The 25,208-nt window shown below is 69.2% G+C and carries 29 protein-coding genes; 16 read left to right on the top strand and 13 right to left on the bottom strand.

All coding sequences use genetic code 11. The annotated features are described in order from the left end of the window. Positions 1–31: 31 nt before the first annotated feature. From sppA to U5918_RS04390, 3 genes are read left to right on the top strand one after another with little or no spacing between them, the layout of a single operon-like run. A complete protein-coding gene (gene sppA / locus U5918_RS04400) occupies positions 32–1,033 on the top strand; it encodes a signal peptide peptidase SppA (RefSeq protein WP_335999761.1) in 1,002 nt (333 codons plus the stop codon). 45 nt (positions 1,034–1,078) lie between these two features. Beyond that, a complete protein-coding gene (locus U5918_RS04395; protein WP_335999760.1) occupies positions 1,079–2,203 on the top strand; it encodes a DUF373 family protein in 1,125 nt (374 codons plus the stop codon). A 53-nt stretch (positions 2,204–2,256) separates the two neighbouring features. Then, positions 2,257–2,979, top strand: a complete 723-nt coding sequence (locus U5918_RS04390) for a diphthine--ammonia ligase (protein WP_335999758.1) — start codon at positions 2,257–2,259, stop codon at positions 2,977–2,979. On the opposite strand, the gene U5918_RS04385 is transcribed toward U5918_RS04390, so the two are convergent. Then, positions 2,980–3,324 carry a winged helix-turn-helix transcriptional regulator gene (locus tag U5918_RS04385; RefSeq protein ID WP_335999756.1) on the bottom strand — a complete coding sequence of 115 codons (345 nt, stop codon included), beginning with the start codon at positions 3,322–3,324 and terminating at the stop codon, positions 2,980–2,982. 84 nt (positions 3,325–3,408) lie between these two features. On the opposite strand from U5918_RS04385, the gene merB reads away from it, so the two are divergent. Beyond that, positions 3,409–4,026 (top strand): organomercurial lyase, encoded by a 618-nt coding sequence (merB, locus tag U5918_RS04380; protein WP_335999754.1) that lies wholly within the window; start codon positions 3,409–3,411, stop codon positions 4,024–4,026. A 15-nt stretch (positions 4,027–4,041) separates the two neighbouring features. Here the strand turns inward: merB and U5918_RS04375 are convergent, their stop codons facing one another. Next, the gene (locus U5918_RS04375; RefSeq protein ID WP_335999753.1) at positions 4,042–5,004 is read right to left on the bottom strand and encodes an NDP-sugar synthase; all 963 of its coding nucleotides are present in this window, start codon (positions 5,002–5,004) and stop codon (positions 4,042–4,044) included. Positions 5,005–5,134: 130 nt separating this feature from the next. Here U5918_RS04375 and U5918_RS04370 point away from each other — a divergent pair, with 130 nt between their 5' ends. Together U5918_RS04370 and U5918_RS04365 are read left to right on the top strand one after the other, a co-directional pair. After that, positions 5,135–5,431: a transcriptional regulator gene (locus U5918_RS04370; protein WP_335999751.1), complete on the top strand. Its 297-nt coding sequence runs from the start codon at positions 5,135–5,137 to the stop codon at positions 5,429–5,431. A gap of 48 nt (positions 5,432–5,479) precedes the next feature. Further along, complete coding sequence (locus U5918_RS04365; RefSeq protein WP_335999750.1) at positions 5,480–5,974, top strand: hypothetical protein; 495 nt, start codon at positions 5,480–5,482, stop codon at positions 5,972–5,974. Here U5918_RS04365 and U5918_RS04360 read toward each other — a convergent pair. After that, positions 5,962–6,474 (bottom strand): Rieske (2Fe-2S) protein, encoded by a 513-nt coding sequence (locus U5918_RS04360; RefSeq protein ID WP_335999749.1) that lies wholly within the window; start codon positions 6,472–6,474, stop codon positions 5,962–5,964. The genes U5918_RS04365 and U5918_RS04360 overlap by 13 nt on opposite strands. A gap of 120 nt (positions 6,475–6,594) precedes the next feature. On the opposite strand from U5918_RS04360, the gene U5918_RS04355 reads away from it, so the two are divergent. Beyond that, the gene (locus tag U5918_RS04355) at positions 6,595–7,647 is read left to right on the top strand and encodes a saccharopine dehydrogenase family protein (protein ID WP_335999747.1); all 1,053 of its coding nucleotides are present in this window, start codon (positions 6,595–6,597) and stop codon (positions 7,645–7,647) included. Positions 7,648–7,662: 15 nt separating this feature from the next. Here U5918_RS04355 and U5918_RS04350 read toward each other — a convergent pair whose 3' ends face one another. From U5918_RS04350 to aroE, 5 genes are read right to left on the bottom strand one after another with little or no spacing between them, the layout of a single operon-like run. Then, a complete protein-coding gene (locus tag U5918_RS04350) occupies positions 7,663–8,556 on the bottom strand; it encodes an aminotransferase class IV (RefSeq protein ID WP_335999745.1) in 894 nt (297 codons plus the stop codon). Continuing rightward, complete coding sequence (locus tag U5918_RS04345; RefSeq protein WP_335999743.1) at positions 8,532–9,227, bottom strand: anthranilate synthase component II; 696 nt, start codon at positions 9,225–9,227, stop codon at positions 8,532–8,534. The genes U5918_RS04350 and U5918_RS04345 overlap by 25 nt, the downstream gene beginning before the upstream one ends. Then, on the bottom strand, positions 9,224–10,771 hold the full coding sequence (gene pabB, locus U5918_RS04340; protein WP_335999742.1) for an aminodeoxychorismate synthase, component I: 1,548 nt from the start codon (positions 10,769–10,771) through the stop codon (positions 9,224–9,226). Before pabB ends, U5918_RS04345 begins: the two co-directional genes overlap by 4 nt. Before the next feature lie 42 nt (positions 10,772–10,813). Continuing rightward, positions 10,814–11,455: a helix-hairpin-helix domain-containing protein gene (locus U5918_RS04335; RefSeq protein WP_335999740.1), complete on the bottom strand. Its 642-nt coding sequence runs from the start codon at positions 11,453–11,455 to the stop codon at positions 10,814–10,816. 25 nt (positions 11,456–11,480) lie between these two features. Then, on the bottom strand, positions 11,481–12,278 hold the full coding sequence (gene aroE, locus U5918_RS04330) for a shikimate dehydrogenase (RefSeq protein ID WP_335999738.1): 798 nt from the start codon (positions 12,276–12,278) through the stop codon (positions 11,481–11,483). Between the two features lie 163 nt (positions 12,279–12,441). Here aroE and U5918_RS04325 point away from each other — a divergent pair, with 163 nt between their 5' ends. The 5 genes from U5918_RS04325 (at position 12,442) to U5918_RS04305 (ending at position 17,156) form a co-directional block, all read left to right on the top strand. Further along, a complete protein-coding gene (locus tag U5918_RS04325; RefSeq protein ID WP_335999736.1) occupies positions 12,442–13,827 on the top strand; it encodes a sodium:calcium antiporter in 1,386 nt (461 codons plus the stop codon). Further along, positions 13,827–15,203 carry a D-aminoacyl-tRNA deacylase gene (locus U5918_RS04320; RefSeq protein WP_335999734.1) on the top strand — a complete coding sequence of 459 codons (1,377 nt, stop codon included), beginning with the start codon at positions 13,827–13,829 and terminating at the stop codon, positions 15,201–15,203. Before U5918_RS04325 ends, U5918_RS04320 begins: the two co-directional genes overlap by 1 nt. Positions 15,204–15,299: 96 nt before the next feature. After that, positions 15,300–16,457 (top strand): cell division protein FtsZ, encoded by a 1,158-nt coding sequence (gene ftsZ, locus U5918_RS04315; RefSeq protein ID WP_335999732.1) that lies wholly within the window; start codon positions 15,300–15,302, stop codon positions 16,455–16,457. A 92-nt stretch (positions 16,458–16,549) separates the two neighbouring features. Beyond that, on the top strand, positions 16,550–16,717 hold the full coding sequence (locus tag U5918_RS04310) for a protein translocase SEC61 complex subunit gamma (protein ID WP_335999731.1): 168 nt from the start codon (positions 16,550–16,552) through the stop codon (positions 16,715–16,717). Between the two features lies 1 nt (position 16,718). Further along, positions 16,719–17,156: a transcription elongation factor Spt5 gene (locus tag U5918_RS04305; RefSeq protein ID WP_335999730.1), complete on the top strand. Its 438-nt coding sequence runs from the start codon at positions 16,719–16,721 to the stop codon at positions 17,154–17,156. Between the two features lie 233 nt (positions 17,157–17,389). Here the strand turns inward: U5918_RS04305 and U5918_RS04300 are convergent, their stop codons facing one another. Beyond that, positions 17,390–17,689 (bottom strand): DUF7565 family protein, encoded by a 300-nt coding sequence (locus U5918_RS04300; RefSeq protein ID WP_335999729.1) that lies wholly within the window; start codon positions 17,687–17,689, stop codon positions 17,390–17,392. Positions 17,690–17,788: 99 nt separating this feature from the next. Between U5918_RS04300 and U5918_RS04295 the strand changes: the two genes are divergently transcribed. Continuing rightward, positions 17,789–18,562: a PHP-associated domain-containing protein gene (locus U5918_RS04295; RefSeq protein WP_335999727.1), complete on the top strand. Its 774-nt coding sequence runs from the start codon at positions 17,789–17,791 to the stop codon at positions 18,560–18,562. Positions 18,563–18,592: 30 nt separating this feature from the next. Here the strand turns inward: U5918_RS04295 and U5918_RS04290 are convergent, their stop codons facing one another. The 3 genes from U5918_RS04290 to U5918_RS04280 all read right to left on the bottom strand — a co-directional run bounded on the left by U5918_RS04290 (position 18,593) and on the right by U5918_RS04280 (position 20,188). Further along, positions 18,593–19,087 carry a metal-dependent hydrolase gene (locus tag U5918_RS04290; protein WP_335999726.1) on the bottom strand — a complete coding sequence of 165 codons (495 nt, stop codon included), beginning with the start codon at positions 19,085–19,087 and terminating at the stop codon, positions 18,593–18,595. A gap of 96 nt (positions 19,088–19,183) precedes the next feature. Next, complete coding sequence (locus U5918_RS04285; protein WP_335999723.1) at positions 19,184–19,705, bottom strand: CinA family protein; 522 nt, start codon at positions 19,703–19,705, stop codon at positions 19,184–19,186. 42 nt (positions 19,706–19,747) lie between these two features. Next, a complete protein-coding gene (locus U5918_RS04280) occupies positions 19,748–20,188 on the bottom strand; it encodes a hypothetical protein (RefSeq protein WP_335999722.1) in 441 nt (146 codons plus the stop codon). Between the two features lie 118 nt (positions 20,189–20,306). On the opposite strand from U5918_RS04280, the gene U5918_RS04275 reads away from it, so the two are divergent. From U5918_RS04275 to U5918_RS04265, 3 genes are all read left to right on the top strand, one after another. Beyond that, positions 20,307–21,407 (top strand): pyridoxal phosphate-dependent aminotransferase, encoded by a 1,101-nt coding sequence (locus U5918_RS04275; protein ID WP_335999720.1) that lies wholly within the window; start codon positions 20,307–20,309, stop codon positions 21,405–21,407. Positions 21,408–21,454: 47 nt separating this feature from the next. Then, positions 21,455–23,947 carry an ATP-dependent DNA helicase gene (locus tag U5918_RS04270; protein WP_335999719.1) on the top strand — a complete coding sequence of 831 codons (2,493 nt, stop codon included), beginning with the start codon at positions 21,455–21,457 and terminating at the stop codon, positions 23,945–23,947. Between the two features lie 89 nt (positions 23,948–24,036). Beyond that, a complete protein-coding gene (locus tag U5918_RS04265) occupies positions 24,037–24,192 on the top strand; it encodes a DUF7563 family protein (RefSeq protein ID WP_170845305.1) in 156 nt (51 codons plus the stop codon). A 55-nt stretch (positions 24,193–24,247) separates the two neighbouring features. Here U5918_RS04265 and U5918_RS04260 read toward each other — a convergent pair whose 3' ends face one another. Beyond that, positions 24,248–25,108, bottom strand: coding sequence for a VOC family protein (locus U5918_RS04260; protein WP_335999717.1), 861 nt, complete (start codon positions 25,106–25,108; stop codon positions 24,248–24,250). Positions 25,109–25,208 lie beyond the last annotated feature (100 nt).

The following is a 25,208-nucleotide window of genomic DNA, read 5'->3' as shown; positions in this document are numbered from 1 at the left end:
TTTTTTGGCCGCGCGACACCGAAGCCCGAGCATGACAGATGGACGGAGGCGACTGCGGGGGATCGGACGCGTCGTCCTCGCACTCGTCGTGGGGGTCGCGGTGATCGCCCTCGCCTGGTTCGTACTCGTCGCGTACCCGCAGGACCTGACGACGTTGCTCGGGGTGGTGCTCGTGCTGTCAGTGGCGCCGATGGCGGTGCGGGTCGGGAGTTCGCTCGCGGACAGCATCTTGCCGGGGTACAACGTCGCGGAGGTGGCCGTCGAGGGACCGATCACCCGCTCTGCGGGCGGCGGGATCGCCTCGCGGCCGACCGGCGCCGACGCGGACGCGATCGTCGAGCAGATCGAACAGGCCGACGCGAGCGCGGCCGAGGCGCTGCTGGTGAAACTCAACACGCCGGGCGGCGAGATCGTCCCGAGCGAGGACATCCGGCTGGCCGCCGAGCGCTTCGACGGGCCGACGGTCGCCTACGCCACGGACGTCTGCGCCAGCGGCGGGTACGACATCGCGAGCGGCTGCGACGAGCTGTGGGCGCGGCGGGGGAGCATCGTCGGGTCCATCGGCGTCATCGGCTCGCGGGTCAACGTCAGCGACCTCGCCGAGGACCTCGGGATCAGCTACGAGCAGTTCACCGCCGGCGAGTACAAGGACGCGGGCCTCCCGCTCAAGGACCTCGAGGAGGACGAACGCGAGTACCTGCAGGGGATCGTCGACGACTACTACGACGACTTCGTCGAGACCGTGGCGGCGGGTCGGGACATCGACCCCGAGCGGATCCGGGAGACCGAGGCACGGATCTACCTCGGGACGGAGGCGGACGAACTGGGTCTCGTCGACGAGGTCGGGACGCGCGAGGACGTCGAGGAGCGACTCGAAGCGCGCCTGGAGGAGCCGATCGACGTCCGCGAGTTCACGCCGTCGCTGGGGCTGCGGGACCGCCTGCGCAGCGGTGCGCAATCGACCGCGTACGCGTTCGGGGCGGGCGTCGCGAGCGCGTTCCGCGGTGGCGACGGGTTCGACTTCCGTCGTTGACCCGCCTGCAATGTTTTTTATCCGTCGGTGTCCCAACAGTCGAACGTGACCACGTTGGTGGCGTGTATCGACCGGACGGGGGACCTCACGGCGGAGCCGCCGGTCGTCGGGTGGGAGGCCGTCCAGTCGCTCGTGACGGACCTCGGGGTGGCCGATCCCGAGGACAGTCGCGTCAACTGCGTCCTCGAGGCGCTCCGGGTCACTCGCGACCTCCGCGACGAGGGCGAAGACGTCGTCGTGGCCGTGCTCTCGGCGGTGGGCGACTCCGTGTCGGCCGACCGGCTGGTCGCGCGCCAGACCGACCAGCTGGACGACGAGTACGACCTCGAATCGGCCATCGTCGTCGTCGACAGCGCCGAGGACGAGCGGCTCGTGCCGATCGTCGAGAGCCGGGTGCGCGTCGACGCCGTCGACCGCGTCGTCGTCCGCCAGGCCAGGGACATCGAGTCCACCTACTACCTGCTCAAGCAGTTCCTGGCCGACGAGGAACTCCGGAAGACGATCCTGATCCCGCTCGGCGTCGCCTTGCTCGCTTTCCCCGCGCTGATGACGCTGGCCAACAGCCCGGCGGTCGCCGCGGGGGCGATCGCCGCGGTCATCGGCGTCTTCTTCCTCTACAAGGGGCTGGGCATCGACTCCGTGCTCGCGTCGCTGCCGGGGCAGATCCAGAACGCGCTCTACTCCGGGCAGGTGTCTCTGGTCACCTACGTCGTGGCCGTCGGGCTGGCGCTGATCGGCGTGTTCGCCGGCGCGATCGGCATCTCGGCGACCGAGAACGATGTCCCGTTCATCCTCGCGACGCGGTTCGCCTTCGACAGCATCCCGTGGGTGACCGCGGCCGCCTTCGCCGCCAGCACCGGGCGGCTACTGGACGAGATCCTCCGCCGGGACCGGGTCCACAGCGCCTACGTCAACCTCCCCTTCGTCGCGCTCGCGGTCGGATTGGTCGTCCGCGGCTTCTCCGCGTACTTCCTCGAGACCGCCGAGGTGTTCCCCGCCTTCTCGATCCCGGCGATGGACCTGGGGATCGTCTCGATCCAGGGCTTCACGCTCGAACCGCGCGTCCACCTGCTTCTCTTCATCCTCGCCGGAGTATTCGTCTCGCTGGTCGGCGTCCGCTTCTCCTCGTACTTCAACGGCGTCGAGGAGGAGGTCGTCGAGGGACAGTAACGCCGCCGACTCGGACCGGTGTGGATTTAGGCGACCGCCGACAAGCCCCGGGCATGGCAGCCGAGGGCGCGTGGGTCGGTCTCTTCTCGGGCGGCAAGGACTCCTCGTGGGCGCTCTACCGGGCGCTCGAACGCGGCCTGCCGGTCGAGCGCCTCGTGACCGTCCACCCCGAGGGCGACTCGTACATGTACCACGTCCCGGCGACGGACCTGGCCGCGCTGGCCGCCGAGAGCGTCGGGATCGAACTCGTCGGCGTGGAGCCAGCGGACTTCGACGCCGAGGCGGCCACCGATTCGGGGGTCCAGGGCGACGCGGAACTCGAACCGCTGGAGGCCGCGCTCTGGGAACTGGATGAGGACCTCGACGGCGGTCTCGCGGGGGTGACCGCGGGCGCGGTCGAGAGCGAGTACCAGACCAGCCGCATCGAGGCGATGGCCGACCGGCTCGGCGCCGAGGTGTACGCGCCGCTCTGGCAGGAGGACCCGCGCGAACTGGCCGACGCGATGCTCGACGCCGGCTTCGAGATCCGGATCGTCCAGGTGGCGGCCTACGGGCTGGACGAGTCCTGGCTCGGCCGGACGCTGGACCGCGATGCACTCGCGGAACTCGAAGCGCTCAACGACGAGTACGGCGTGCACATTCTGGGCGAGGGCGGCGAGTTCGAGACGCTGGTGACCGACGGCCCGCACATGGACCGCGCGATCGAACTGGAGTACGAGCCGGTGTGGGAGGGGTCGCGTGGGTACGTCGAGATCGAAGACGCCTGGCTGGCCTAATTAGCCGCTCGAGCCGTCGTACTCGCGCACCCACTCGAGGACGGGCTCCAGCCGCTCGCCGAGTTCCGCTCCTTCCGGCGTCAGTTCGTACTCGACGCGGGGCGGGATCTCGTCGTACTGCTCGCGCCGGACGAGCCCAGCAGCTTCCAGTTCGTCCAGCCGCGTCGAGAGCGTCGACGTGCTCGCGCCCGGCAGGTGCGACTCGATCTCGCCGAACCGCGCCCGCCCGTGCATCGCGACGATGCACACCAGGTCCATCACGTACTTCTTCCCGAGCAGTTCCATCACGTCCGACAGCAGGCAGTAACACCCGCCGTCCTCCAGGTCACAGCTGATCTCCGTCATGAGTTCGAGTCCTCGCAGTTGGTCCTATACTTTGGACTTCACAGCTTAATAACTTCGGTCTTCGAAGTAATGGTGGCGGAATCCATGACCACGAACACTGACGCGATACGGATCGAACCGACGACGGACGCGGCGACCGTCGAACTCCCCGAGCGACTGGGCGACGCGATCGCCGAATTGTACGGCGTCGACGGGGTCGAGACCGCGGCGGACTTGCTGGGCGCGGTGACTTTCGCCGTCGAACCCACGGCCAAGGACCCGCTGGGCCCCGAAGACCTCTGCACGACCGAGGAATCGCCCCACGTCCTGACGGCCGACGGCGAGCGCCAGGCCTACCAGTGCGTCTACGACCCGATGATCGTCCCCTTCCTCACCGGCGAAGCCGGCACCGTCACCTCGGAGTGTCCGACCTCGGGTGAGACGGTCCGCTTCGAGGTGACGGCGGACGGCACCGTCCACGCGACGCCCGAGACGGCCGTGTTCTCCTTCGGCGTCGACGCGACGGCCTCGGGCGATCCGCCGTACGCGCCCGAGGAGATGTACGGGTACACCTGCCCGTACGGGAACGTCTTCGTCGACCGGGACGCCTACGGTGAGTGGGCGGCCGAGAGCGACGCCGTCACCGCCCCGTTGCCACTGGAGTACGGGCTGGCTATCGCGAGCGAACTCGCCGGTCGGATGACGGCGACCGCCGAGAAGTAGCGGCGGAATCGGACGTCAGCCGTTGGTGATCTGGGTGTGCGCGCCGATGAGCGCGCCCGCGAGGTCCAGATTCTCGACGTGGGTGTCCTTGTCGATGATGGAGTCGCGAATCTCGCAGTCCTCGATGACGGCGTCGGGGAAGACGACCGCGGACTCGACGGTCGAGTCCCGGACCTCGGCGCGGGGGAGGACGTGGACGTTCTCGCCGATCGTCGAGCCCTCGACGGTGGCGCTCTCGGCGACCAGTTGCCCGCCGTCGAGTTCCCAGGCGACGGCCTCGAGGTAGCTCTCGGGCGTGCCGATGTCGTACCAGGCGTCGTCGAAGGTGAAGGCGTAGACGTCGTCGCGGGACTGGAGCCACTGGAGGAACCAGCCGGGCTCGTCGGGGTTGTTGCCGCCCTCGAGGTACTCGGCGAAGCGGATGCTCTCGGCGGGGAAGGCGTAGCAGGCGATCGAGACCAGCGTGCTGTTGGGCTCGTCGGGCTTCTCCTGGAAGTCGACCACGCGATCACCGTCGAGTTCGACCAGGCCGTAGGATTTGGCCTTCTCCCGGGACCCGACGTCGTAGGCCGCCAGCGTCGGTGACGATTTTTCCTCGAAGTAGTCGAGAAAGTCGGAGACGGAAAAGCCCATGAGGTTGTCGCCAGCGATCACGAGCAGGTCGTCGTCGACGTCCTCGCGCTCGACAAGCTGGGCGAGCGCACCGACGACGCCGAACTTCTCGTCTTCCTCGGTGGTCTCCTCGATGGACAGCTGGGGCTTCTCGTAGCCCTCCTTCTCGACGTGGGCCTCGAAGTCGGGGCCGAAGCGCTCGTTCGTGCTGACGTAGACGTCGTCGATCCGGTCGTCGGACTCCAGTTCGGTCAGAATGCGATCGATGACGGTCGTCTCCCCCACCGGGAGGAGCATCTTGGGCCGATGCTTCGTGACCGGCCACAGCCGCGTCGCGTAACCCCCGGCGAGAACAACAGCTTCCATGCGCGGTGGGTCGCCCTACGGGGCTAAGTTCTTTTTGGACCGCCGTTTGACGGGTGTACGCCGCCTCCCCGGCGCCGTCACCGGTTGCGCCGTCCAGAAGAAGTATGTGAATTGGACCCAAACGACCGGCATGCGCGAGGCGAAGACGGACCGGACGACCCGCCAGCGCGTGACCGACCGACTCCGCGAGGAGCCGATGGCCGCCGCCGCCATCGCCCGGGAGTTCGACATCGTGACGAGCACGGCGCTCACCCACGTCGAGCACATCGCTCAGTCGCTCGAACACACCGACGAACAGTTGCTGGTCGCGCCACCGACCTGTCGCGACTGCGGGTTCGAGGAGTTCGACGACCTGGTGAATCGCCCGAGTCGGTGCCCCGAGTGCAAGAGCGAGGACGTGGGGGAACCGATCTTCCGTATCGAGTGACAGTCACGAGTAGCAAACTATAGGGCGTTCAACGGGGATACGGGGAACGTGCGCGGGACACTGGGCGCAACCGTGCGGACGGCGCTCGTGGTCGGGGGGATCACGGTGCTCGTCGCCGGTATCGTGACGCTCGCCTTTCCGTCGCTGCTGACCGGCCTGCTGGAGAGCGGGCAGGAGGAGCGACTCCCCCAGCAACGCGGCCAGACGCCCGGCTGGGGCGGTGACACGCTGCTGGTCTCCTTCGTCGGCATCGTCGGTGGACTGACCGTCACCGCCGCCGGCCTCGCCGTTCCCGGCCGCTCGCCCTACCGACTCCTGCGCGAGCAACCGTTCACCAGAGCGCAACGGGTCTCGGTCCTCCTCGGGGCCTTCTTCGTGGTCGGACTGCCGGCGCTGCTCGCGGCCGGTCTCACCTTCGGCGACTCCATCTTCGTGTTGCTGGGGACCGTCGTGCTCGTGTTCGTCGGCGCCCTGATGGTGCTCGTGGGGACCGCTCGCGGCCTCCAGGTGAGCCAGAACCGGCGTCCCGATCAGAACTCGTAGTTCGACTTCGAGGACAGGTCCAGATCGTCTTCCTCGCCGGGCCCGACGCCGACGAAGTCGTAATCCGCGTCGGTCAGGTAGACGGCGCCCTCGCGGACCTCGACCTCGACGCCCTCAAGGTACGCCCCCTCGCACGGGCCGTAGGTACAGAGGCCGGAATCGCCCTCGAAGTAGGCCCCGTGGTTCGCGCAGACGACTTCCCCGTCGCGCATCGGCGCGCCCGATCCCTTGTCGAGTTTGATGTGCGTGAAGTGCTGGCAGTAGTTCAGCCAGCAGGCGATCTCGCCCGCGTCGTCTCGCGGGTCGTCACTTCGTTCCTCCCCGCTCGCCGGTTCCGAGGACTCACTCCGTTCGTACGCGTCTCGCTCGTCCTCGCCGTCCACGATCCGGAGCAGGATCGCCTCCCGCTCCTCGTCCCCGTCCAGATCGCGGACCCGGAACAGGAAGGTCGAGTCCGTCGGCACCTCGTCGACGGCCGCGATCCGGCTGTCCTCGTCCATACCGGATCGTCGAACGTCCCGTGTTTCAACGCCTCGGTTCGTCGCGGTTGCGGCGGTCGTTTAAACCGGACGCGAGAATTGGGGCGCTACCTTAACGGGGGAGACCCGCGACAGCCCGGTATGTCCGAACTGCTGCTCTACGGCTCCTACGGGTACACGGGGGAACTGATCGCAGAGGTCGCGACCGAACGGGGGCTGGACCCGACGCTCGCCGGCCGTGACGAGCGCGAACTCACCGAGCAGGCCGCCGAGTTAAACTGTGAGATGGCTGCCTTCGACCTCGACGACGTCGACGCGGTCGCAGACCGGCTGGCGGACTACGACGTCGTCCTCAACTGCGCCGGCCCGTTCGTCCGGACCTACGAACCGATGGTCGAAGCCGCACTCGAAGCCGGGACGCACTACCTCGACATCACCGGCGAGATCGACGTGTTCGAGGGCGTCGCCGGGTACGACGACCGGGCCACCGAGGCCGACGTGATGCTCATGTCGGGCGTGGGCTTCGACGTGGTTCCGACGGACTGCCTGGCCGCTCACCTCGCGGAGCGACTCCCCGACGCCACCCACCTCGCGCTGGCGTTCAAGGGGCTGGCCGACATCTCGCCGGGGACGATGAAGACGATGCTGAACTACGCCGGCGACGGCGGGTACGTCCGCCGGGACGGCCTGCTCGAGTCGGTGCCGACCGCCTACCGGACCCGGCGGATCGACTTCGGCTCGGGGGAGCGCTCGGCGGTCACCATTCCATGGGGCGACGTGGTGACCGGGTACCACACCACCGGCATCCCCAACATCGAGGTGTACATGGCTGCCCCCGAGCCAGCTATCTGGGCGATGCGAGGCTCTCGTCCCCTCGCACCGCTGCTCGACGTCGGCCCGGTGAAGTCGACGCTCCAGGGGCTCGTCGATGCGGCCGTGTCAGGCCCGGGCGAGCGCACCCGGGAACGAGGGCGAGGGTACGTCTGGGGGGAAGTGACCGACGCGGACGGCAACCGCGCCGTCTCGCGGCTGGAGACGCCCGAAACCTACAAGCTCACCGTCGAGTCGTCCCTGGAAATCGCAGAGCGCGTCCTCGACGGCGACGCCCCCGCCGGCTACCAGACGCCGGCCGGCGCCTACGGCGCGGATCTGGTCCTCGAGATCCCCGGCGTCGAACGCGAGGACGTGGTCTGAGGCCGCCGCCTCGGCTCACTCGTCGCGCTGGTAGTGCCGCCGCTCGACCCGCTCGTCGAACAGCCGAGTCAGGAGTTTCGTCATCGGCCCGGTCCCGATCTCGATGCCGTCGACGCTCGCGATCGGTCTGATCTCCCAGGTCGTGTTCGTCAGGAACGCCTCATCGGCCTCGCGCACCTCGTCGACGCCGTACTCGCCGGTCTCGACGCGGAACTCCTCCTCGCGGGCCAGGTCCACGACCACGTCACGGGTCACGCCCGGCAGGACGTCGCAGTCCTCGCTGGGGGTCTTGAGGACGCCGCCGTCGACGAAGCAGACGTTGCTCGTCGCGCCCTCGGCGACGGCGTCGTCGGTCGTCCGGAGGAGCGCCTCGTCGGCCCGGAACTCGTCGGTGGCGGCCCGGCGGAGTTCCAGCCGGGCGCGGATCCCGTTCAGGTAGTTGTGCGTCTTCGCGGCCGCGGGGACCGCCGCGTCGGGCGTCCGCCGGGTCTTGACCGTCTGGACGACGGCGGGATCGTCCCAGGGCGTCGTCCCGTCGACGCCGCCCCGGGGGAGCTCTTTGACGATCACGACCACCGTCGGGTCCACGTCCGGATCGGGCGTCAGTTTCCCGGGCTGGACCCCTCTGGAGACCGACAGCCGGACGTAGGCGTCCGCGAGGTCGTTGGCGTCGAGGGTCGCCCGGACGCGCTCGCGGAGGTCGTCCGGGACCGCGTCGGCGAACCCGAGCAGGTCACAGGTGTTTCTGAGCCGGTCCTCGTGGGCCGCCCACTCGAAGACCGTGCCGCCGTAGGCCCGCAGCGTCTCGAAGGCCGCGTCGCCGTACATGAACCCGCGATCGCGGACGCTGACGGTGGCCTCGTCGGCCGGGACCAGTTCGCCGTCTACGTGGTAGGTGTATGCTGACATCGGGTACAGAAATTGGCGATCAGTCGCTTGCCCGCGTCGGTCAGGATGCTCTCGGGGTGGAACTGCACGCCGTAGTGGGGGCGCTCGCGGTGGCGCACACCCATGACGACGCGCGGTTCCGTCCCGCTCTCGACGGTCCAGGCCGTCTCTTCGAGGACGTCCGGCAGGTCGCCGCGCTCGACGGCCAGCGAGTGGTACCGCCCCACCTGGAACTGCTCGGGCAGGTCGGCGAACAGCCCGCGGCCGTCGTGTTCGATGGTCGAGGGCTTGCCGTGGACGACCGCCTCGGCGTGGCCGACGGCCGCGCCGTTCGCGGCGCAAAGCGCCTGGTGGCCCAGGCAGACCCCGAGCGTGGGAATCGAGAGGTCGGTGAAGATCGGGACCGAAACGCCCGCGTCCTCCGGGGTGCCGGGCCCAGGCGAGACGACGATCCCGTCCGGGTCGAGGTCGCGGATCTCGTCGATCGTGACGGCGTCGTTCCGGCGGACGAGCACCTCGCCAGTGCCGTCGTCGGCCCCTCCATCGTCCGCGACGCCCCACTGGGGGTCGGTCAGGACCTCGCCCACGTCCCCCGACTGCGTCGGGGTGCCCGGTGACGTGATGACGTCACCGATGTACTGGACGAGGTTGTAGGCGAAGGAGTCGTAGTTGTCGATCACGAGGACTCTCACGACTCCACCTCGCCGTCGGACTCGGTCTCGCCGGCCGACTCCGCCCCGTCGGCCGATGTGCGCTCGACGGCCAGATCGCCCCGCCGGCCGAGCGCCTCGTCGACCGCGCTGACGAGGGCCCGCGCCTTGTCGAGGGTCTCCTCGTACTCCCTATCTGGCTCGGAGTCGTGAACGATCCCGGCACCGACCCGGAGGTGGTACTCGTCGCCGTAGCGCACGAGCGTCCGGATCACGATGTTCAGCGTCGCTCGCCCGTCGAACCCGAAGATCCCGACGCTCCCGGTGTAGGGGCCGCGGCGCGTGGCTTCCACTTCGTCGATGATCTCCATCGTCCGGGGTTTGGGCGCCCCAGTGATGGTCCCGCCCGGGAATACCGCCGCGATGGCCTCGGCCAGGTCCGCGCCCTCCCGGAGTCGCCCGCGGACCTCGGAGACGAGGTGCATCACCTCGCTGTAGCGGTCGACGCGCCGGTAGTCGGTCACGTCGACGCTGCCGTACTCGCTGACCTTCCCGAGGTCGTTGCGCTCCAGGTCGACGAGCATCGCGTGCTCGGCCCGCTCCTTCTCGTCGGTCAGGAGGTCCCGTTCCAGCCGCTCGTCTGCCCCCGGCGTGTCGCCCCGGGGCCGGGTGCCCGCGATGGGTTCGGTCACGAGTCGGTCGCCCTCACGTTCCAGCAGGAGCTCCGGGCTGGCGCTCACCAGGTCGACGCCCGGGAACTCCACCAGCGCGGAGTAGGGCGCGGGATTGACTCTCCGGAGCGCGTCGAACGCCTCGACCGGGTGGACGGCCGCGGGAGCCCGGAGGCGCTGGGAGACGTTGGCCTGGAACGTCTCGCCGTCGCGGACGTACTCCTTGACCCGCCGGACGCGGTCGGCGAACGCCGCCCGCCCGCAGTCGCTCTCGAACCGGGCGGTCTCGGCGTCGACCGGCGGCGACCCCACCGACGGATCGCCGGCCGTGGCTCGCTCGATCAGGTCCTCTGCCCGTGCGAGCCCGTGATCGTACGCCGCGTCGACCGATCGCCCTCGCTCGCCGTCGGGATCGACCCGCGGACAGGCCGTGACCCGCAGTTCAGTCTCCTCGCCGCGCGGTTCCTCCCACGACGCGAGTCGGTCGTACAGCGCCAACTGCAACCTCGGGAGCTCGCGGTCGCGCTCGGCGTCGCTCGGGAGCGCCTCGAGGTCGCGGACCAGGTCGTAGGAGAGCCAGCCGATTCCGCCGCAGGGGTAGGGCACCTCGCAGTCGCCGCGGGCGAGCGATTCCGCGGCCAGGCGCTCGCCGAGTGCGGCCAGCGCCGGGCCGTCCCCAGGGTCGACGGTCACCCAGTCGATCGGATCGACGCCGAAGTAGCCCCAGCCGGACTGCCCGCCCGTGGTTTCGAGGTACGTGCCCCCGTCACCGTCCCCGGTGCGGGCGCGTCGGTAGGCCTCGAAGGGGTCGGCGACGGTGACGCGGCACTCGACGGGGACGCGCGTCCCCGGGGCGACGCCGTCGGCGACGCGTCGAAAGGCGGCCCTGTCGGTCGCGACCGTCGGCGTCGTCATCTACCCGCAGAGAGTGGATACAGGAGTAACCGTTTTGCGGTTCTACTCGTCTTCGCCGCGTGCGCGGGCGATCCAGCGCCCGACGCGCTTCTCCGAGAGGTCGGTCTGGTCCGCCACGTCCGCGGCGTCTGCCGCTGCGAGGTCGCCGACCGACTCGATCCCGATATCCGTCAGCGTCTCCGCGTAGGACGGGCCGATGCCCTTGATCGTGTCCGTGGCCGCGTCGGCGTTCTCGAGGTCGAGGTCCGCATCGTCTGCCTCCACGTCGGCGTCCGCGTCCTCCGCGTCCGCATCGACGTCTGCCTCGTCCGCTTCCACGTCGGCGTCCGCCTCAGTATCGGCTTCGGGTTCGGTATCCGCGTCCGACTCGTCGGCGTCCGCGTCCAGACCGTCGTCCGCCTCGACGTCCGGTTCAGTTGCGTCTTCTGCTTCGTCCTCAGGTTCGCCGGTCGCGTCGGGGTCGCTTCCCGTGGCCGGGGTCGATGCGGCTTCGGTGTCGGCTGACTCGGTCGCGGTCGCGTCGTCTGTGCCCTTGACCGCGGCTTCGGTCTCTGCGTCGGGCTCGGGTTCGTGTTCGACCGATACGTCGACGTTGTCGGGCGCGGGCTCGGCCGTCCCGGACGCCGTCCGCGAGCCGGAACCGCCGAGTCCGATGACCGACTTCAGTATCTTGAACAGCCCCATGGTCGGATATAGTCAACCCGCATACTTAAAGACGCTCCCGTAGAACGACGTTCATTTTTTCGACGGGTGCGTCGCGGTCAGTCCAGCGCTCGAACGCCTCGACGCCCTGGAACAGCAGCATTCTGGCCCCGTCGACCGTCGTCGCCCCGGCCGCGGCCGCGTCCCGCAGGAGCCGCGTCTCGATCGGGTCGTAGACGGCGTCTAACACCCCGAGGTCGGCGTGGAGCGCCTCGGCCGGGACCGGCGACCGGTCTTCCTTCATCCCGACGCTCGTGCAGTTGACGAGCACGTCCGCGTCCGATACGAGATCCCCGAGCGCGTCGAGGCCGTGCCCCGTCGCGTCCGGCACCTCGGCGGCGAGGTCGTGGGCGGTCTCCTCCGTTCGGTTGGCGATATCCACCGTCATCCCCTCGTCTGCGAGGCCGAACGCGACCGCCCGACCCGCGCCGCCGGCGCCGACGACGACCGCCCGGCCGTCCAGTTCGACGCCGCCCGACCGCAGCGCCCGGGTCGCACCGACCGAATCGGTGTTGTAGCCGGTCGGCGGATCGGTCGCGAAGTCGATCGTGTTGACCGCGCCGATGCGCTCGGCCAGCGGGTCGGGATCGACCGCTGTAAGCACGTCCTGCTTGAACGGAATCGTCACGTTCAGGCCCGACACGCCGAGCGTGGCGGCGGCCTCGACGGCGGCCGCCCCGGCGTCGGCTGGCGGCTCGAATGTGACGTAGCGCGCGTCGATGCCCAGGTCCGCGTAGGCCGCCTCGTGCATCGGCGGCGACAGCGAGTGGCCCACCGGGTTCCCGATCAGTCCGTACACGTCCATACCGGCGACGAGTCGGGGGACCGGCATAATCGCACCGCTCCCGCCGCGGTGGGCCTGCCCGCAGGCGTGCCGGCCGACCGGCGCGACGGGTGTCGGTGTGCCGTCGTCTCGGAGAGGCCCCGATTGGCAACCTTTTCCTGCCGGTGGCCGTTGACTCGGGGTAGTGACGGGACTTCGCCATCCGCTCACCGCGGTCGCGGCGACGGTGTCGCTGACGCTCCCCTGGGTCGCCGTCCGCGTGACGGGAACGGGGCTGGGAACGACGACGACGGTGCTTCTGAGCGGCGTGGCCGTCCTCGGCGCCTCCTTTCTGCTCGCCTGGGGCGCGGAGACCGCGGAGAAGGACGTCCCGCGATCGTTCGCCATCGCCGTCCTCGCGGTGCTCGCGGTCGCCCCGGAGTACGCGGTCGACGCCCTCTACGCCTGGAACGCCGGGGCCGGCGGCGCGACGGCCGAGGCCTGCGCCGGGCTGACGGCCGCCCAGGTCGAGGCCCAGGCGACTCCCGTGGCCGCCGCCTGCCACGACGCCAACCTCGCCATCGCCAACATGACCGGCGCGAACCGGATCCTCATCGGGATCGGCTGGGCCGGCATCGCCGTGTTCACCGTCTGGCGCGCGGTCAAGACGAAGGACACGGCGGTAAAGCAGCGCGACGGTCGGCTGCGCGACGCCGTCCGGCTCGACGACGACATCGCGACGGAGATCACCTTCCTCTTCCTCGCGACCGCGTGGGCGTTCGCCGTCCCCTTCGGCGGCGGCATCGGCCTGTTCGACACCCTGTTCCTCGTGGGCCTCTACGTCGCCTACATCGGGCTGATCCTCAAGTCCGACGTCGAGCAGAGCGATCACACCGTCGGCGTACCGCGGTACCTCCAGGGGTGGGCCCGGCCCTGGCGACCGCTGGCCGTCCTCGTCCTCTTCGGCTACTCCGGGGTGATGATCTTCACCGCCGTCGAGCCCTTCGCGCACGGCCTCGAACTGATCGGGCTCGAGAACGGGATCCCCGAGTTCTTCATGATCCAGTGGGTCGCGCCGCTGGCCAGCGAGTCACCGGAGCTGATCGTCGTCGCGGTGCTGGTCAACAAGGCCCGCTCGACGGCCGGGTTCAACGCGCTCATCTCCTCGAAGCTCAACCAGTGGACGCTCCTGATCGGGACCATCGCGGTCGTCTACTCGATCGCGCTGGGCGCGTACGGCACGCTCCCCTTCGACAGCCGGCAGGCCGCGGAGATCTGGATCACCGCCGCCCAGTCGTACTTCGCGCTGGCGATCCTCTGTAATTTCGAGATCTCGATCCGGGAGGCGATCGCCCTCTTCTCCCTCTTCATCTCCCAGGTCGTCCTCGAGTTCGCGCTCATCAGGGACGTCCTGACGCTGCCGATCTCGAGCGAGGAACTCCTGCTCGCCTACACGGGCCTGTACCTCCTGCTCGGGACGGCGCTGTTCGTCCACCGTCGCAGCGCGCTCCGGCGGCTGTTCGGGCTGGCCGGTGACGCGGTCCGGACCGCGTTCGGCCGCGACCCCCGCTATCTCGAGGGGGCCGACTGATGCTCGGCGTCGTCGTCTCCCGTGCCGACCGGGCCTCGGAACACGTCGGCGAGCACCTGCTCGACCTGCTCGACTGGGACCGGATCGACCCCGACGACGGGGACGCGGTCGCCGCCTACCGGGCCGAGGGCGCGGAACTCCGCGAGTTCGAGGACTGGCACCTCGAACTCGACGGGATCGCCGGGGCGTTCGAGGCCGACCTCGACCTCCTGGTCTTCGCATCCCGCCACAGCGGTGAAACGGGGCCGCTGCTCACCGCCCATCACACGGGCAACTTCGGACCGGCCGAACACGGCGGCGAGCCGAACGCCCTGGCGCGGGCCTGTCCGCACGCACACAGCGAGGTCCTCGAGGCCCTCGAAACGCACGCACCAGCGGACTACGACGTGGGGATGGAGTGCACCCACCACGGGCCGACCGACGTGGGCGTCCCGTCGATGTTCGTCGAGGTCGGTAGCGGCGAGCCCCAGTGGGAGGATCCGGCCGCCGCCGAGGCCGTGGCGCGGGCGATCCTCGACCTCCGCGGGGTCGCGCCCGACGCCGACCCGGAGCCGGCCACCCCGGCTGCGACGGGCGAAACCGGCCCCGAAACCGTCCGCCGCCACCTCGTGGGGTTCGGCGGCAACCACTACGCGCCGCGGTTCACCCGGATCGTCCGCGAGACCGACTGGGCGGTCGGCCACCTGGCCGCCGACTGGGGACTGGACGCGATGGGCGACCCGGCCCAGAACCGGGACCTCGTCGAAGCCGCCTTCGCGGAGAGCGCGGCCACCCACGCCGTGATCGACGGCGACCACCCCGACCTCGCCGCCGAGATCGAGGCGCTGGGATACCGAACCGTCGGCGAGACGTGGGTGCAGGAGGTGACCGGCGTCCCCGTCGCGCTCGCCACGCGGCTCGAGGCGGCGCTCTCTCCGGTCGCGGAGGGGCTCCGCTTCGGCGACCCCGCTCGCGACGCCGCGCCCGACGCGGACTTCGAGACCGTCTCGCTCCCCGAAGCGCTGTTCGAGGCGGCCCAGGGGGTCGACCAGGATCGATCCAGGGCCATCGTGGCCGAGCGGGCCCTGGCATTCGAGACCGACGAGAACGGCAACCGGGTCGCGGGCGACGCAGCCCTCGCGTCCGGGGAAGCGTACGAGGCGATTATCGACGGTATCGTCTCCCTACTGGAGGCGGGGTACGACGCGGTCGAGCGGCAGGCAGACGCCGTCGTCGTCCGGACCGAGACGTTCGATCCCGGGAAGGCGAAGACGCTGGGCGTCCCGGAGGGCCCGAAGTTCGGTCGCCTGTCAGCCGGCGAACCCGTGGAAGTCAACGGACGGACGATTCCGCCCGCCGAGGTCCGCTCGCAACGGGAGGACCGCTTTCCCCTCTGAGTTAATTACTCCCTACCAGACCGCGCGAAATGTGTGACGAGCGTCTGACAGGAGGGGAAAGATAATTAATGCTGCTCTGCAATTTCCCCTTTAAATATGGACTCCATTATTAACGACGCCATGGAGGAGAGCGAGGAGGAGCCGGCACAGAGTCCGGAGGAACCGGAAAACAGCGGGACCGCGTCCGCCGAAGACGTCTCGACTTCGGGACAGATGTCCGACGAGGAACTGGCGAGCGTCGTCAAGGACCTCGAGACGAAGATCACGGTGGTCGGTTGCGGCGGCGCGGGCGGCAACACGGTCACCCGGATGATGGAGGAGGGCATCCACGGCGCGAAACTGGTCGCCGCCAACACGGACGCCCAGCACCTCGCGGACGAGGTGAAGGCCGACACGAAGATCCTCATCGGCAAGAAGCGCACCGGCGGCCGCGGCGCGGGCTCGGTCCCCAAGATCGGCGAGGAGGCCGCTCAGGAGAACATCGAGGACATCCAGCAATCCATCGACGGCTCGGACATGGTGTTCGTCACGGCGGGTCTCGGCGGCGGGACCGGTACCGGCGCGGCCCCGGTGGTCGCCCAGGCCGCACAGGAGGCCGGCGCGCTGACCATCGCCATCGTGACCATCCCCTTCACCGCGGAGGGTGAGCGACGGCGGGCCAACGCCGACGCGGGCCTCGAACGCCTGCGCGCCGTCTCCGACACGGTCATCGTCGTCCCCAACGACCGCCTGCTCGACTACGCGCCCTCCATGCCGCTGCAGGACGCCTTCAAGATCTGCGACCGCGTGCTGATGCGCTCGGTCAAGGGCATGACCGAACTGATCACCAAGCCCGGCCTCGTCAACGTCGACTTCGCCGACGTTCGGACGATCATGGAGAACGGCGGCGTCGCCATGATCGGCCTCGGCGAGTCCGACTCGGAGAACAAGGCCCAGGATTCGATCAGATCGGCACTCAGATCGCCCCTCCTGGACGTGGAGTTCGACGGGGCCAACTCCGCCCTCGTGAACGTCGTCGGTGGGCCGGACATGTCCATCGAGGAAGCGGAGGGCGTCGTCGAGGAGATCTACGACCGGATCGATCCGGATGCGCGGATCATCTGGGGCGCCAGCGTCAACCAGGACTTCGAGGGCAAAATGGAGACCATGATCGTCGTCACGGGCGTCGAGAGCCCACAGATCTACGGCAAGAACGAGACGGAGGTCGAACAGGCAGCCGAGAACCTGGGCGACGACATCGACTACGTCGAGTAACGCCTCCGAGCGCTCTCTTCTCGCCGCTGGCTCACTCGTCCGACGGGGCCAGTACCAATAGATAGAAAAAGGACCGGTGGTTACACCCGGACATGCAAGTACCGTACGACCTCACCTCCTACGTTCGGGTGCTGAAACTCGCGAGCACTCCGTCGTGGGAAGAGTTCTCCCAGATCGCCAAGATCGCGGGGGCCGGGATCGTCCTGGTCGGCCTGCTGGGCTTCATCATCTTCCTGCTCATGAGCTTCATCCCCGCCTAACATGGGTATCTTCGCAGTCAAAACCACGGCCAGTCAGGAGCGCACCGTCGCGGACATGATCATGAACCGCGAGGAGCCGTCGATCCACGCCGCCCTCGCACCCGACAGCCTCACCAGCTACGTGATGGTCGAGGCCGACGACCACGCCGTCTTCGAGCGCATCTCCGACGAGATCCCCCACATGCGCGGGGTCGTCCAGGGGAAGAGTTCGATCGCCGAGGTCGAGCACTTCCTCTCGCCGAAACCCGACGTGGAGGGGATCGCCGAGGGCGACATCGTCGAACTCATCGCCGGCCCGTTCAAGGGCGAGAAGGCCCAGGTCCAGCGGATCGACGAGTCCAAGGATCAGGTCACCGTCGAGCTGTACGAGGCGACGGTCCCGATTCCCGTCACCGTGCGCGGGGACCAGATTCGCGTGCTGGACTCTGAGGAACGCTAACGCGTTCCACTGAGCCCCCGCTCACTTCGTTCGCGAGGACAGCGAGGAGCGGTGAGCGAAGCGATCCGCTCCTCGGAACAGTCGAGCGGGGAGTGGAACGACCCGCGAGACGCAGAAGAGCGCTAGCGTCCGCGACTCGTTCTTTGCGGTCGTCCCGAGCGTCGACCAGCGAAGCGAGCGCCGGGAGGGTGTGAAGAAACGTCGGTCGGGAGTCCGGTGGACCGAGAATCAGGTCAGCGCCCGGTGCCTTCGAGGCGGTCGATGACTTCGTTGATGTCGGCGGTCTCTTCGATGGCCTCTTTGACCTTCTCGCGGCGGCGGACTTCGTCGCTGGTCGCGTCGTAGGCGCGGACGTACTCGGCGCGGCTGTGTTCGTCGAAGGCGTGACGGATCGCGAAGTAGCCGTCGGGGAGGACGGTCCCGCAGACCTGGCACTCGATGCGGTCGTGTTCGGTGGCCTGGTGGATGATGAGGTCCTCGACGCGCTCGTATCGGTCGGTGTCGCCCTCGATCGCGCACTCCCAGTGTGGCATCGATCCGACAGTGTCCCGGCATCGATAAAAACGTTCGCCAGGCTCGGCTGCGCGAAACCAGAATCAATATGAGCCGACCGCCGAAATCCCCGACGACAAATGGCTGGTGGGGCGAGCGACGACGGGTTCCGGGTCGACATGCACGTGAAGATCCTCGACGACGAGGTAGTCCGCCGGGCGAAAGCCCGGGGGCTGGACGCGCTGGTTTACGCGCCACACTTCACCCGGCTGCCGGATATCCGCGAGGCGGCCGCGCGCTACTCCGACGACGAGTTGCTGGTGGTCCCCGCCCGGGAACTGTTCACCGGCGACTGGCGCTCGCGCCGACACGTCCTCGCCGTCGGCCTCTCCGACCCGGTGCCGGACTTTCTGACCCTCGAAGGCACCATGGCGGAGCTCCGTCGGCAGAACGCCGCCGTCCTGGTGCCCCACCCCGAGTTCCTGACGGTGAGCCTGGATATCGAACAGATCCGGGAGTACCGCGAGCAGATAGACGCCGTGGAGGTGTACAACCCCAAACACTGGAAGCGGGACAACCGGCGGGCCCTCGAGATCGCCCGCGACACGGGCCTGCCGACCTTCGCCTCCTCCTACGCCCACCTGCCGAAGACGGTGGGCGAGGTGTGGACCAGCTTCCGGGAACCGATGGAGAGCACGGAGGACCTCGTGACCGCGTTACAGGCGGGGGCGCCGCGGCGGATCTTCCACCGCGAGGGGCTCGATCACCGACTTCGAAAGACGGCGGAGTTCGCACACCTGTTCTGGGAGAACACGTACAAGAAGTTCGACCGGATCTACCTGCAGGGAACCGAACCGACCCACCCGGGACACATCTTCTACCGCGACGAGTTCGACGACGTCCGGCTGTACTGAGCGGGAGGCAGTGAGCGCCTGGACTGCGACTCACAGACCGAAGGCCCGCGTCCCGTGTTCGATCAGTTCCGGCGGGACGTAGGCGGGTGCGAAGACGAGCAGGAGCGCCACGACGAGTAGCTCGAACCCGGTGACGGCGAGGGTCATCGGGGTGGCCCACTTGCTGGAGGTCGAGACGCCCACGGGGAGGGAGAACTCCTCCTCCCAGGGGTACAGGAGGGCCAGTCCGCGCTTGCTGCCGAGCAGGTCGAGCACGTAGTGGGTCAGCACGCCCAGCCAGACGTACTGGAGGTTGTCGAAGACGAAGGGGTAGGCCACGAACACGCCGAGGACGAGGAAGTTGTGCAGCGTCTTGCGGTGGCGGCCGAAGGCGGTGTCGACGTCGGGGAAGAGCGCGCCGAGCGTGACGGGGACGGAGACCTCGGCGATTGTCTGGAAGGTCCCGAAGTCGCCGGCCGGTTCGAGGATGTAGCCCAGGCCGATGCTCAGGAGCACGGCGTTCAGGACGTGGCCCGCTTTGTTCATCCGTCGGGGAGGATGGGCAGGCCGTTCAAACCGTTTTCGAAAATCGAGGGACGGCGTCGGACGGACGTCCGCCGTCTCCGGGTCGTGCGGGCCCGATCAGTCGCCGCGATCGGCGACGTGACTGGCGAGGTCCGACAGCGCCCGCCGGGCCGCTCGCTCGCGGACCGTCGCGCGGTCGCCCTCGATCCGGTAGCGGTCGACCGTCGCGCCCGACTCCCCGCTGCCCCACTCGCCGGCGAAGGCGACGCCGACGAAGGTAGTGCCGACGGGTTTCTCGGCGGTCCCGCCGTCGGGCCCGGCGACGCCGGCGGTCGCGAGTCCCCAGGTCGTCCCCGCCGTGTCGCGGACGGCCCGCGCCAGTGCTCGCGTGGTCTGCTCGCTGACCACGCCGTGTTCGTCCAGCGTCTCGCGATCGATCGCGAGCAGTTCTCGCAGGGAGTCGTAGGAGTAGGGGACGAGCGCCCGGTCGAGGAAGTCGCTGGCGCCCGGTTCGGCGGTCAACAGCGCCGCGACCAGCCCGCCGGTGCAGCCCTCGGCGACGGCCACGGTCTGGCCGGCCTCGCGGAGTCGGTCCCCCACGGTCTGTTCGACGGGTGGGTCCGACGCGTACTCGCGCATATCCAGGAGATTGCCCGCGCAGTCAATGAAGGCCCCGGTCGCTCAGTCCACGAGGTCGCGCGTGTCCAGGCGAAGGGGTTTCTCCTTGCCCTCGGCGGCGACGTACAGTTCCGGCCCGTCGTGCCAGAGTTCGGTCACGTCGAGGATCCGCTCGGTCGTCCAGCCCTGGATGCGCATGACTCCCTCCTCGTCGATCTCGATGAACGTCCGGGGCGACTCGCCGGTCTGGATGTCCCACTCCTCGCCCCCCACCGAGAAGGAGTCGCCCGACCCGGACTCGGTGCTGAACACGCACTGGTACTGCGTCCGTGATTCCTCCGCGCGCTCGTGGTCCACCCGCGAGTACGTCTCGAAATCGAGACCGAGATGCCGGCACCACTTCTCGAAGTAGTTCCTGTCGAACCGCTTCGTATCGTGGTCCTCGTCCGGTTTCCACAGGAAATGCCGCTCCGACGGCTTCCGACCGATCGAGGGGGGTTTCATGACTGATAATTGTGACGCCCATCGGATATAAACCCATTCGCCGCGGAATTACATTACTGTCTTACAGGTTCTCGATCGCTGTGGAAAGACACAGGTTTCGGGGCCGTCGTGTGGGGGTATGGACTACGAGCGGCCGCAGTTCTTTCGGGTGATGCAGTACGCGGACGCGGCGTCGGGGGACGTCGTCGACATGGTGAGCGGGAACCCGGACTGGGAGCCACCGGAGGCGCTCCGTGACGGTCTGGCCGAGTACGCCGAGGCCGAACCCGACCGATTCCAGTACCCCGCCAGCGAGGGGCTCCGGGCGCTCAGGGAGGAGATCGCGGCCCGCCGCGGCGTCGACGTCCGGCAGGTGCTCGTCACGAACGGCGCTGGGGAGGCCAACCACCTCGCGTGGGCCGCCGCGCTCGCTCGCGACGCCGGCGACGAGGTGCTCCTCACCGATCCGGTCTACCCCTACTACGCCGGGCGGACGAACCTGCTCGGCGGGACGCCGCGGTACGTCGACGTCGAGGAGGATGGCCGGCTGGACCCCGACGCCGTCAGGGCCGCGGCGAGCGACGACACGGCGCTGATCGCGGTCAACACGCCGAACAACCCCACCGGCGCGATCTATCCAGAAGACGCCCTCCGCGAACTCGTCGACGTCGCCGAGACCTACGACGCCCTGCTGGTCAGCGACGAGGTGTACGATCACTTCGATTACGAGGAGGCCTTCGCGAGCGCGCTGGCGATCGACTCCGACCGGCGGATCGTCACCAACTCCTTCTCGAAGTCGCTCGCGATCACCGGGTTCCGCGTGGGCTACACCGTCGTCCCCGGCCCGCTGGTCGACGGGTTCCGCACGCGGCACATGCTGACCAACGTGACGACCAGTCGGCCGGCCCAGTACGCCGTCCTGCGCGCGCTCCGGGAGACGCCGCCGGACTACTTCGCGCGCAACCGCGACCTGCTCCGCTCCCGGATCGCGGCGTTCACCGACGCGCTGGACGAGGCGGGGGCCGCGTACACGACGCCCGAGGGGAGTTTCTACGTCATGGCGCGCTTCGAGGGCTTCCCCGGGACGATGGCGAACGTCGAGCGGCTGATCGACGAGGCGGGCGTCGCCGGGATGCCCGGAGCAGCGTTCGGCGAGTCGCGGACCGACTGGTTCCGGTTCGCCCTCGTCACCCCGCGGGTCGAGACGGCCGCCGAGCGCCTGGCCGACTACTTCGACTGAGGGCGAATCCGGAGGTTCATACCCGAGGAGGTCCCCACCTGTTTCCAATGAGCGATCGCGAGGGCGCCGGGGCGTCGGCGGCGGAGGGAGACGCCGATGCGGAAGCCGACGAACCCGCCTGGCGGCGGTACTTCGGCTACGACGAACCCTACGAGAACCAGCCCGACGCCGTCGAGTCGGCCATCCAGGTCGGGCGCGCGAACGGCTACCTCGCGATGGAGGGCCCCTGTGGGACGGGGAAGACGATGGCCGCGCTGACGGCGGCGGCCACCCTCGTCCGCGAGGACGACTACGAGAGCGTGGTGGTCGTCACGCCCGTCAAACAGCAACTCGACCAGTTCGTCGAGGACCTCCGGGTGATCAATTCCGGTCTGGATCAGCCCCTCGACGGCATCGCCCTCGTGGGGAAGCGCGACCTCTGTCCCTACGGCCGCGAGGACGTCTTCCCCCGGGACGCGAGCGTCCACGACCGCTGTGAGGACCTCCGGGAGGACACCGCCCACCTCGTCGAATCCGACGGCGGGAGCGAGGCCCATCGCCCGGCCGCGGCCGACGCCGCGGTCCCCGGTGACGGCGACGAGGACGACCAGTGGTGGGACCCCCAGCGCGCGAGCGACCTGGCCAAGGCCGCCCGCCGCGACCCCGAGCAGTTCAACACGATGGCCGACGACCGCCTGGAGACCGCCGGCGTCGAGTCGCCCTACCGGAGCGAACAGCCCCGCGCGCCCGAGGAGATGGTCGACGGCGACGACCCGCCGCTGTTCTGCCCCTTCGAGGCGGACTGGTACGCGCGCAACAAGGGCTCGCCCGTCGACTTCACCGACGGCGAGGAGAACGTCCTCACCTCGGAGCAGTTCCTGCCCGAATCGGTCGTCCACGGCACCTGTCCCCACCGCGCGATGAGCGTCCTGCTCGGCGAAGCCGACGTCGTCGTCGGCAACTACAATCACCTGTTCGACCCCAAGTCCCGCCCGCTGCTCTCGGCGGTGCTCGACGAGAACACCTTCGTGATCGTGGACGAAGCGCATCGGCTGGAGGGCAGAGTCCGCGACCTGCTCTCCGATCGGGTCGGTCGCCACACGCTCGTTCGCGCGCGCAACGACTGCAACCAGTTGCTCCAGCTACGGGGTCAGAGCCGCGAACACGAGCGCGAGGTCGACGACCGCCTGTCGAGTCACGACGTGCCCGTCGAGGCCATCGAGACCGCGCGGGACTTCTACGACGACCTCGTGCGCTGGCTCGACGACCGGGTGACCGACCACCTCGACGACGAGTTCGGCCGCGGCTGGGAGCGGGACCTCGACTCCCTGCCCGAGGAGGACCTGGAGGTCCCCCTGCGCGATCCGGAGGCCGAGGAAGTCGACGACCTGACCGAGTGGGCCGAAAGCCAGGACTACACGGGTGGCCTGTGGCGGTCGCTGGCTGGCGTCGGGACCGCGATCGAGACGACGCTGGACGAACTCGGCGAGAACCGCCAGTGCGTGGCCGCGGCGGTCGGCGCCGTCATGGGCAACTGGTACGAGCGCGACCACGTCACCGCCTTCCGCGAAATCGAACTCGAACACTCCCCCTCCGAGAAAGGCGCGACCGCGAACCCCTGGCAGGAGGTCTACACCGCCGGCCTCCTGCTCTACGACTGCATGCCCGCGGAGGCGCTCAGGGGCATCTTCGACGAACTCGGCGGCGGGGTCCTGATGAGCGCGACGCTGGAACCGCTCGACGTGTTCACCAGGGTCTCGGGACTGGACGCCATCGAGCGCACGGGGACCGGCGGCCTCGCGGCCTCCGACGAGGACCCCGGCCGGCCGGTCCAGACCAGATCCTACGGCCTCGGCTTCCCCGAGGAGAACCGGGCGAGCTGGCAGGTCGACGCGACGGCCTACACCGCCCGCAACCGCGGCGACCCGGTGCGCGACCACGATAACCGCGTCCGCGACGAGTACGAGCAGGTGCTCCGGACCGTGGCGCGCAGCCCCGGCAACGTCATGATCGCCATGCCGAACTACCAGGAGGCCGCCTGGGCCGGCGACTACCTCCGCGAGGTGGTCGAGAAGCCGGTCCTCGTCGACGAGAGCTCCAGCAACGAGGCCACCGAGGAGCTGAAGCGAGAGTTCTTCCGCGGGCCCGGAAAAGTCCTCGTCACGAGCACGCGCGGGACGCTCACCGAGGGCGTCGACTACGACGGCGACAAACTCCACGCCTGCGCCGTCGTGGGCATCCCGCTGGTCAACATCGGCTCGCCCCGCGTCCGCGCGGTCCGGACCGCCTACGGCCGCGCGTTCGGCGACGACGTGGCGTTCGAGTACGCCCTGACGGTCCCCGCGGTCAGGCGCGCCCGCCAGGCCATCGGCCGGGTCATCAGGGGCACCGAGGAGGAGGGCGTCAGGCTCCTCGTGGGGGAGCGCTACGGCCCCGACGCGGTCCACTCGGTCCACGAGTACCTCTCCCCGGCCGAGCGCCGGGAGTTCGTCAGGATGACGCCGGACTTCCTCGCCTCGCAGTTCGAGTCGTTCTGGAGCGAGCGGACCGCTCCGGAGTGACCGCGGGCGATTCACGCACCCGGTTTCGGTGGCAACTCGCGAGTGTGTTTCAGAAAGCATATGTAGGCCGCTACCTCGGATTCAGTCGGATGCCTGAGTGTCAGAACTGCGGTTCTTTCGTGACTGAGGCGTACGTCCGGGTGTTCACGCCCGAGACTCTCGACGCACCGCGTGTCTGTCCCAACTGCGAGGACAAGATCAGGGACGGCAACGACGTCCGCGAGGCCCGATCCTCGCGGTCCTAGCCCACCTTCCGTTCTCTCTCGCGGTCTCCGATCGACCACGCTCGCCAGCGACCGCTCAGCGCTCGGTCCGCAGGCGGACTTCGATCCCGTCCGGGTCCGCACTGTCGAGTCGGCCGTCCCGGCGCGTCGTCCCTACGTCCCGTGCCGTGAGGCGTCCCTCGACGGCCGCGAGCGTCTCCTCGTCGGGCACGACCAGTTCGAACCACGCCAGGCCGCGCTCGCCGGCGGGCTCGGACCGGCCGCGCCAGGTGTTCAGGCCGACGTGGTGGTGGTACTCGCCCGCGGCGAGGAAGAGGGCGTCGTCGGCCCACTCCTGTCGGACGTTCAGGCCGAGGCCGTCGACGTAGAAGGGCCGGGCGGCCGCCAGGTCGGTCACCTCCAGGTGGACGTGGCCGACGGTCGTTCCCGTCGGTGCGCGGTCGTCTCCGGCGGCCGCTGCAGACAGTTCGTCCAGCGGGAGCGGGCCGGTGTCCATCTGCACGCGGCCGTCGTCGTCGATCGGCCACGCCTCCGCCGGGCGGTCGCGGTAGATCTCGACGCCGTTTCCCTCCGGGTCCGAGAGGTAGAGCGCCTCGCTCACCCGGTGGTCTGACGCGCCGTCGAGTCGCCACCGGCTCTTGACCCGGTCGAGCGCGTCGCCAAGTGCGGTCCGCGAGGGGACGCGAAAGGCGGTGTGGAAGAGTCCGGCCGCAGCCTGGTCTCTGGGGGCGGTGCTGGCGTCTTCCCGGAGGACGAGCAGGGGATCGCTCCCGTCGCCGAGGACTGCGCGGTCGCCGTCGGCGTCGTCGTCGCGCTCGTGGACTTCGAGCCCGACCACGTCGCGGTAGAAGGCCAGGGTTTCGTCGAGGTCCCCGACGGTGAGGGCGACGCGTCCGACCCGAGTGTCCTCGGGGAGCGCGGGGGCTGGCTCGGTCATGTCCCAACGAGGGCGTCGCGGCCGAAAACGGTGTCGGCGGGCGAAGGTCGCGACCCCGACACCGCCGGACCGACGGGTACACAAGTCCGCCGCCGAACCC

Source organism: Halorientalis sp. LT38, assembly GCF_037031225.1.
Lineage (GTDB): Archaea > Halobacteriota > Halobacteria > Halobacteriales > Haloarculaceae > Halorientalis > Halorientalis halophila.
Note: the sequence above shows the minus strand (reverse complement) of the source record. Positions and strands in the feature narration are given on the sequence as shown.

What these genes read in the sequence shown, in the direction of transcription:
- U5918_RS04335 (WP_335999740.1), bottom strand. Translation starts at nt 11,455, where the DNA reads ATGGGGCTGTTCAAGATACTGAAGTCGGTCATCGGACTCGGCGGTTCC.
- U5918_RS04355 (WP_335999747.1), top strand. Translation starts at nt 6,595, where the DNA reads ATGTCCGAACTGCTGCTCTACGGCTCCTACGGGTACACGGGGGAACTG.
- U5918_RS04275 (WP_335999720.1), top strand. Translation starts at nt 20,307, where the DNA reads ATGGACTACGAGCGGCCGCAGTTCTTTCGGGTGATGCAGTACGCGGAC.
- U5918_RS04390 (WP_335999758.1), top strand. Translation starts at nt 2,257, where the DNA reads ATGGCAGCCGAGGGCGCGTGGGTCGGTCTCTTCTCGGGCGGCAAGGAC.
- U5918_RS04295 (WP_335999727.1), top strand. Translation starts at nt 17,789, where the DNA reads ATGGCTGGTGGGGCGAGCGACGACGGGTTCCGGGTCGACATGCACGTG.
- U5918_RS04260 (WP_335999717.1), bottom strand. Translation starts at nt 25,108, where the DNA reads ATGACCGAGCCAGCCCCCGCGCTCCCCGAGGACACTCGGGTCGGACGC.
- U5918_RS04350 (WP_335999745.1), bottom strand. Translation starts at nt 8,556, where the DNA reads ATGTCAGCATACACCTACCACGTAGACGGCGAACTGGTCCCGGCCGAC.
- merB (WP_335999754.1), top strand. Translation starts at nt 3,409, where the DNA reads ATGACCACGAACACTGACGCGATACGGATCGAACCGACGACGGACGCG.
- U5918_RS04285 (WP_335999723.1), bottom strand. Translation starts at nt 19,705, where the DNA reads ATGCGCGAGTACGCGTCGGACCCACCCGTCGAACAGACCGTGGGGGAC.
- U5918_RS04300 (WP_335999729.1), bottom strand. Translation starts at nt 17,689, where the DNA reads ATGCCACACTGGGAGTGCGCGATCGAGGGCGACACCGACCGATACGAG.
- U5918_RS04290 (WP_335999726.1), bottom strand. Translation starts at nt 19,087, where the DNA reads ATGAACAAAGCGGGCCACGTCCTGAACGCCGTGCTCCTGAGCATCGGC.
- U5918_RS04280 (WP_335999722.1), bottom strand. Translation starts at nt 20,188, where the DNA reads ATGAAACCCCCCTCGATCGGTCGGAAGCCGTCGGAGCGGCATTTCCTG.
- U5918_RS04270 (WP_335999719.1), top strand. Translation starts at nt 21,455, where the DNA reads ATGAGCGATCGCGAGGGCGCCGGGGCGTCGGCGGCGGAGGGAGACGCC.
- U5918_RS04310 (WP_335999731.1), top strand. Translation starts at nt 16,550, where the DNA reads ATGCAAGTACCGTACGACCTCACCTCCTACGTTCGGGTGCTGAAACTC.
- U5918_RS04360 (WP_335999749.1), bottom strand. Translation starts at nt 6,474, where the DNA reads ATGGACGAGGACAGCCGGATCGCGGCCGTCGACGAGGTGCCGACGGAC.
- U5918_RS04370 (WP_335999751.1), top strand. Translation starts at nt 5,135, where the DNA reads ATGCGCGAGGCGAAGACGGACCGGACGACCCGCCAGCGCGTGACCGAC.
- pabB (WP_335999742.1), bottom strand. Translation starts at nt 10,771, where the DNA reads ATGACGACGCCGACGGTCGCGACCGACAGGGCCGCCTTTCGACGCGTC.
- sppA (WP_335999761.1), top strand. Translation starts at nt 32, where the DNA reads ATGACAGATGGACGGAGGCGACTGCGGGGGATCGGACGCGTCGTCCTC.
- U5918_RS04375 (WP_335999753.1), bottom strand. Translation starts at nt 5,004, where the DNA reads ATGGAAGCTGTTGTTCTCGCCGGGGGTTACGCGACGCGGCTGTGGCCG.
- U5918_RS04320 (WP_335999734.1), top strand. Translation starts at nt 13,827, where the DNA reads ATGCTCGGCGTCGTCGTCTCCCGTGCCGACCGGGCCTCGGAACACGTC.
- U5918_RS04385 (WP_335999756.1), bottom strand. Translation starts at nt 3,324, where the DNA reads ATGACGGAGATCAGCTGTGACCTGGAGGACGGCGGGTGTTACTGCCTG.
- U5918_RS04265 (WP_170845305.1), top strand. Translation starts at nt 24,037, where the DNA reads ATGCCTGAGTGTCAGAACTGCGGTTCTTTCGTGACTGAGGCGTACGTC.
- aroE (WP_335999738.1), bottom strand. Translation starts at nt 12,278, where the DNA reads ATGGACGTGTACGGACTGATCGGGAACCCGGTGGGCCACTCGCTGTCG.
- ftsZ (WP_335999732.1), top strand. Translation starts at nt 15,300, where the DNA reads ATGGACTCCATTATTAACGACGCCATGGAGGAGAGCGAGGAGGAGCCG.
- U5918_RS04305 (WP_335999730.1), top strand. Translation starts at nt 16,719, where the DNA reads ATGGGTATCTTCGCAGTCAAAACCACGGCCAGTCAGGAGCGCACCGTC.